3 protein-coding genes are annotated in these 6926 nt (G+C 68.8%); 1 reads left to right on the top strand and 2 read right to left on the bottom strand.

Going from position 1 to position 6926, the window contains the following annotated elements; all coding sequences use genetic code 11:
* On the top strand, nucleotides 1-913 hold a 913-nt coding region (locus tag AA75_RS12360), incomplete at its 5' end, for a low specificity L-threonine aldolase (protein WP_033819984.1).
* Nucleotides 914-1014: 101 nt separating this feature from the next.
* On the opposite strand, the gene AA75_RS12355 is transcribed toward AA75_RS12360, so the two are convergent.
* Nucleotides 1015-3369: an immune inhibitor A domain-containing protein gene (locus tag AA75_RS12355; protein ID WP_033819983.1), complete on the bottom strand. Its 2355-nt coding sequence runs from the start codon at nucleotides 3367-3369 to the stop codon at nucleotides 1015-1017.
* A gap of 346 nt (nucleotides 3370-3715) precedes the next feature.
* A complete protein-coding gene (locus AA75_RS12350; protein ID WP_033819982.1) occupies nucleotides 3716-6229 on the bottom strand; it encodes an ATP-dependent Clp protease ATP-binding subunit in 2514 nt (837 codons plus the stop codon).
* Nucleotides 6230-6926 lie beyond the last annotated feature (697 nt).

Here is a 6926-nt window from a genome sequence, read left to right as displayed (position 1 = left end):
CCTGCTCGGACTGGCGGACGCGGTCTACTTCCCGACCGGCACGATGGCCCAGCAGGCGGCCCTGCAGTACTGGGCGGACGGCGAGGGCCGGACGGTCGCCATGCACCCGCTGGCCCACCCGGAGGTGCACGAGCAGCGCGCGTACTCGGTGCTGAGCGGGCTGCGGACGGTCTGGCCGACCCGGGCACCGCGGCTGCCCACCCCGGCGGAGCTGCGGGCGCTCGGCGAGCCCTTCACCACGTTGATGCTCGAACTGCCGCTGCGGGACGCCGGCTTCGTGCTGCCCACCTGGCCGGAGCTGACCGCGCTGGTCGAGGCGGCCCGGGAGCTGGGCGCGTACGTCCACCTGGACGGCGCCCGGCTCTGGGAGACGGGGCCGCACTTCGGCCGGACGCTGCCGGAGATCGCCGGGCTCGCCAACTCGGTCTACGTCTCCTGCTACAAGACGCTCGGAGCGACCAGCGGCGCGCTGGTGGCGGGCGACGAGGAGTTCGCGCGGGGCGTACGGGTCTGGCGGCACCGGTACGGGGGCCGGCTGTTCCAGCAGTGGCCGGCGGTGCTCACCGCGCTGTCCGGGCTGGACACCGAACTGCCACGGCTGGGCGCCTACGTGGCCAACGCCAAGGAGGTGGCCGCGGCGCTGGCGGCGACGCCCGGGGGCCGGGTCAACCCGGACCCGCCGCACACCCACCAGTTCCAGTTCTGGCTCCCGTACCCGGCGCACGCCCTGAACCGGGCCAACATCCGGCTCGCCGAGCTGCAGGGCGTCGGCCTGTTCGGCGGCTGGGACGAGCCGGGGGTGCTGCCGGGTTTCTCGATGACCGAGATCACGGCCTCCGAGGCCGCGCTGGACTGGACGCCCAGGGAGATCACCGAGGCGGTCGCCCTCTTCCTGGAGCTCGCCCAGGTGTAGGGCGCGTTGGCGAAGCCCCGCCGTTCCCCCGGAACGCGCCGCGGCCCCGGCGGGGGAACCCGCCGGGGCCGCAGCTGTTCACTGCATCAGCTGACCTGAGGTCACTTCACCGGGTGGACCCGGATGATGGTCTCCAGGTTGTTCCAGCTCTGCCACAGCACGTCGATGCGGGTGTGGGTGTCCGGAACCTGGACGCTGCTGAACGGCGTAGCAGGGTCGTAGTACTTGGTGGTGTGGTCGTTGAAGGAGCTGACGGCCTTCGACGACGGGATCTTCGTGAGCACGTCGGCCTTGTCGAGCTTCAGGCCGTCGGTGCGCTCGAAGCCGAAGGTGGAGTCGTAGCCCTGCAGGCGCGGACGCATGTAGGTGCCGTCGGCCCACTTCAGCGGAGCCGGGTGGGAGTCGATCGGGAGGATCAGACCCTGGCCCGGGTGGTTGGTGACGTTGTTGTCGGACTGCGACTCGTCCCACAGCCAGATCAGAACACCGTTCTGGTTGGCGTAGTGCTCGACCATGTTCGGCTTGGCGGCCGAACCGAAGACGTACGGGCCGGTCTTCAGCATGGTGTCGTACGAGACGTACTGACGGTTCTCCACCAGGTAGTGCTGGGCGTAGTCCTTGGAGAACTTGCCCGTGATGCGGGAGAAGCCGGCCGCGGTCCAGCCGTTGTCGCCGTTCTCGGCACCGTCGGTGAAGACGGCCGCGTTGTCGGCGGTGACCTTCACGTCGTCGATCGCGAGGCCCTTGAGGTGGACACCGCCGTCGGTGACGTTGTGGAAGCGGAACTGGATGCTCTTGCCCGCGTAGGCGTCGAGCGGGAAGACCAGGTCGCCCCAGGTGTTGTTGGTGGTGCCGTTGATCGCCGGGTGGTTCGCACCGTCGACCGGCAGCGCCGCGCCGTTGAAGGTACCGGCGACGGCGGTCCAGTTCTTGCCGCCGTCGGTGGAGACCTCGCCGTAGGCGTAGTCGTAGTCGGTCTCGAGCTCGTACCAGGCCTTGGCCGACAGGCTGGCCGAGGTCTTGCCGGTGAGATCGATGGTGCGGGTCAGCGAGACGTTCAGGTCGTCCGCGCTACCGCTCCACCACTCGTTGCCGCCCGCGAAGGGGGTGTTGATCTCGGTGGTGACGGTCTTCTTCGGCAGGTCCATCACGATGGCCTGCGGCCGCTTCGTGTTGTACTCCACCGGGCCGAGCCAGTGCAGCGAGTCCTTGCCGGCCTGGGCCTTGTCGAACTTCAGCCAGCCGAGCTGCAGCTTGCTCCAGACGTCGAGGTCGGCGGGCTTGTCGCCGATCTCGTTCTTGCCGGTGCCGAGCCAGGAACCGGACGACATCAGCGACCAGAAGCCGACCGAGTTGTCGTTGCCGGAGCCGGAGGTGTCGTAGAGGTCCGGCAGACCGAGGTCGTGGCCGTACTCGTGCGCGAAGACACCGAGGCCGCCGTTCTCCGGCTGCATGGTGTAGTCGCCGACCCAGATGCCGGAGTTGCCGACCGGGGTGCCGCCGAGCTTGTTGGCGTCCGGACCGGCCTGGCCGGACAGCGCGCCGTAGACGTACGAGCGGTGGGCCCACAGGGCGTTGGTGCCCTGGACGCCGCCGCCGGCCGACTGGTCCTCACCGGCGTGCACGATCTGGAAGTGGTCGATGTAACCGTCGGGCTCGTTGAAGTTGCCGTCGTGGTCGTAGTCGTACCGGTCCCACTGGTCGTAGCCGGCGATCGTGGCCTTGATCTGCGCGTCCGTCTGGCCCTTGGCCTTCTGGTCGGCGACCCAGGCGTTGATGCCGTCGCGGATCAGGTCCTGCGCGTTGTTGCAGACGTGCTGGCCGCAGTAGTCCGAGCCGTAACGGGCCTCGTTCCACGGCACCTTGACCCAGTCGGTGACCTGGCCGTCGACCGAGTACCGGCCCGAGGACTGACGCTCGTAGAAGGTCTTCAGCGAGTCGCCGGTCTTCGAGAAGTACAGGTCCTGGTAGTGCTGCTGGTTGTAATCGGCCTGCCAGGCGGTCGAGTTGTTGGTCGCCCGGTCCGGCGCGGCGATCTGGTTGTGCGCCGGGCCGGGGGTGCCGCCGTACTTGACGGTGCCGTCGGGCAGCTTGGTGGTGTTGTCCACCTGGTCGCTGAAGTCGACGAGGATGGTGAAAATCTTGTCCGTGCGCTCGCGACCGAGCTCCACGTACTTGTCACGGCCCAGCTTGATGCTGGTGCCACCGCCGTGCGACTCGATGGTGGCGGTGCCGTTGACCAGCTGGTCGACGGCCGCCTTCTGCTCGGCCTCGACCTTCCCGGAGAGCGGGCCGGGAAGCGAGTCGTCGAGCTTGGTGCTCAGGGCTGCGTCGGCCGGGTCACGGGGGACAGCGTTCGGGGCGGCGACGGCCGTTCCCGGGAGCATCCCCGCACCGAGCGCGGCGACGGCCGCGACGGCAGCGGCGGCCGCGGCGGCCTTCCTGGATATCTTCAACGTGGTGACGTCCTCCCCTTACCGGCACAGCTCTTGGCCAGCCGGTGAACCAATGAAAGACAGGTGGACGACATTTGATCCAAGAGCTAGTAAAAAAGAAAGACCTTGACCATGGCATGGCCACGCCGCTATCCTCCAGGCCGCCCGGATCAGCTGATAGTCAGTCAAATCGGTTGCTAAGCACCGCCGTCAGGGCCCCGTTCGTATCCGTAGGACCGCCGGGATCGTGCTCCAAGGGTGAAAAGTCTGGATTTTCACAGCAATTGGATCCGTAAACAGTTTTGCAACTGAAAACGCCGCGGCCCCGACACTCGGTCGGGGCCGCGGCGCTATTCGGCTGCGGTTACTACTTGGTGAGATCCGGACCCGCGGTGCTCACCGCGGCCGGGGTGTCGGCCACCGCCGACTTCTCCTCGCCGCGGAAGGTGAACTTGGCCTCCTTGCCCTCACCCTCCGTACCGACCACCACGATCTGACCGGCCCGCAGCTCACCGAAGAGGATCTTCTCGGAGAGGTGGTCCTCGATCTCGCGCTGGATGGTCCGGCGCAGCGGACGGGCACCGAGCAGCGGGTCGTAGCCGCGCTTGGCGAGCAGCTTCTTGGCCTCGACGCTGAGCTCCAGGCCCATGTCGCGGTCCTTCAGCCGGCCGTCCACCTTGTCGATCATCAGGTCGACGATCTGGATGATGTCTTCCTCGGACAGCTGGTGGAAGACCACGATGTCGTCGACACGGTTCAGGAACTCGGGCCGGAAGTGCTGCTTGAGCTCCTCGCTGACCTTGGCCTTCATCCGCTCGTACCCGGTCTGGGCGTCACCCGTGGCCGCGAAGCCGAGGTTGAAGCCCTTGGAGATGTCCCGGGTGCCGAGGTTGGTGGTCATGATGATGACCGTGTTCTTGAAGTCGACCACCCGGCCCTGGGAGTCGGTCAGGCGACCGTCCTCCAGGATCTGCAGCAGCGAGTTGAAGATGTCCGGGTGGGCCTTCTCGACCTCGTCGAACAGCACCACCGAGAACGGCTTGCGGCGGACCTTCTCGGTCAGCTGGCCGCCCTCCTCGTAGCCCACGTAACCGGGCGGGGAGCCGAACAGCCGGGAGACCGTGTGCTTCTCGGAGAACTCGGACATGTCGAGCGCGATCAGCGCGTCCTCGTCGCCGAACAGGAACTCCGCCAGCGTCTTGGACAGCTCGGTCTTACCGACACCGGACGGGCCGGCGAAGATGAACGAGCCACCGGGGCGCTTCGGGTCCTTGAGGCCCGCACGGGTGCGCCGGATGGCCTGCGAGAGCGCCTTGATGGCGTCCTTCTGGCCGATGACGCGCTTGTGCAGCTCGTCCTCCATGCGCAGCAGCCGGGAGGACTCCTCCTCGGTGAGCTTGAAGACCGGGATGCCGGTGGCCGTCGCCAGCACCTCGGCGATCAGCTCCTCGTCCACCTCGGCGACGACGTCCATGTCGCCGGCCTTCCACTCCTTCTCCCGCTTGGCCTTGGCCTGCAGGAGCTGCTTCTCGTTGTCGCGCAGGGACGCGGCCTTCTCGAAGTCCTGCGCGTCGATCGCGCTCTCCTTCTCGCGGCGCACGTCGGCGATCTTCTCGTCGAACTCGCGGAGGTCCGGCGGCGCGGTCATCCGGCGGATGCGCATCCGGGAGCCGGCCTCGTCGATCAGGTCGATCGCCTTGTCCGGCAGGAAGCGGTCCGAGATGTACCGGTCGGCCAGGGTCGCGGCGGCGACCAGCGCGGCGTCCGTGATGGACACCCGGTGGTGCGCCTCGTAGCGGTCCCGCAGGCCCTTGAGGATCTCGATGGTGTGCGGCAGCGACGGCTCCGCGACCTGGATCGGCTGGAAGCGGCGCTCCAGCGCGGCGTCCTTCTCCAGGTGCTTGCGGTACTCGTCGAGCGTGGTGGCGCCGATGGTCTGGAGCTCACCGCGGGCCAGCATCGGCTTGAGGATCGACGCGGCGTCGATCGCGCCCTCGGCGGCGCCCGCGCCGACCAGGGTGTGCAGCTCGTCGATGAACAGGATGATGTCGCCGCGGGTGCGGATCTCCTTGAGCACCTTCTTCAGGCGCTCCTCGAAGTCACCGCGGTACCGCGAACCGGCCACCAGGGCGCCCAGGTCCAGCGTGTACAGCTGCTTGTCCTTGAGCGTCTCCGGGACCTCGCCCTTGACGATCGCCTGGGCCAGGCCCTCGACCACGGCGGTCTTGCCGACGCCGGGCTCACCGATCAGCACGGGGTTGTTCTTGGTGCGGCGGGACAGCACCTGCATGACCCGCTCGATCTCCTTCTCGCGCCCGATCACCGGGTCGAGCTTGGCCTCGCGGGCGGCCTGGGTGAGGTTGCGCCCGAACTGGTCCAGGACCAGCGAGGTGGAGGGGGTGCCCTCGGCGGGGCCGCCGGCCGGGGCCGACTCCTTGCTGCCCTGGTAGCCCGAGAGCAGCTGGATGACCTGCTGGCGCACCCGGTTGAGGTCGGCGCCCAGCTTCACCAGGACCTGGGCGGCGACGCCCTCGCCCTCGCGGATCAGGCCGAGCAGGATGTGCTCGGTGCCGATGTAGTTGTGGCCGAGCTGGAGGGCCTCGCGGAGCGACAGCTCCAGGACCTTCTTCGCCCGGGGGGTGAAGGGAATGTGACCGGACGGTGCCTGCTGGCCCTGCCCGATGATCTCCTCGACCTGCTGGCGGACCGCCTCGAGCGAGATCCCGAGGCTCTCCAGCGCCTTGGCGGCGACACCCTCGCCCTCGTGGATCAGGCCCAGGAGAATGTGCTCGGTGCCGATGTAGTTGTGGTTGAGCATCCGGGCTTCTTCCTGAGCCAGGACGACAACCCGCCGCGCGCGGTCGGTGAACCTCTCGAACATCGTTAATCGCTCCTCAGAGCGGTCGGTCAGTTCGGGGTCCGTCCCCGCCCTGTCCTTCCGCATGCTAGTCCCGCTCAGCGGCGCGGCCATGGGCCTCTCCCGCCCGTCGCCGGACGAGAAGAGTCAACCCCACTCGCGTGGGGAATCATGCAGCGCGACCAGCCGACACCAGTCCCAACCTGATGCTGGGAGACGGTGTTCCCACAGGTGGGCCCGATGCACCCGATACCGCTACGCCATCGGCGAACAAGCGCTGCCGAGGGCGGGGCGGCCGGTCTCGCATCCTGCCAGCGGTCGGGGCCGTTCGACCCCTCCCGCCTGCATTCATACCCGGTATTCCGGCGAGTTTCGCGCAGTTTCCCGGGTGGCGGTGTTCGCCTGGCGAGAAGTCCGGCGGCCGATCCGTCCGGCCCGCCGCCGAGCTGACGGCGGCTCGGCCGCCCCGCGAGCCGCGCTCGACCCGGGTGGGGTCCGTCGCGGCGGCCGGACGACCGGCGCCGACTGGGCCGGCCACCCGATCAGGTGCCGTCCGCGTGACCGCTTCGCCCTTACAGCGTTGCACAGCCCGGGACCGTCCCGCCGCTCGTGGCCCGTCCCGGTCCGGACGGCGGACGCTGGGGCCTGCGCCCCGGCGGTCCGTGGCCGGGCGGAACTCCGGCCGCCGCCGTGCGGGCGCCCGGCGGCGCCGGGCCGCGCG

The sequence above is a fragment of the Kitasatospora sp. MBT63 genome, assembly GCF_000710465.2.
Lineage (GTDB): Bacteria > Actinomycetota > Actinomycetes > Streptomycetales > Streptomycetaceae > Kitasatospora.
The sequence above is the reverse complement of the archived record's forward strand: the minus strand, read 5'-3'. Positions and strand labels throughout refer to the sequence as shown.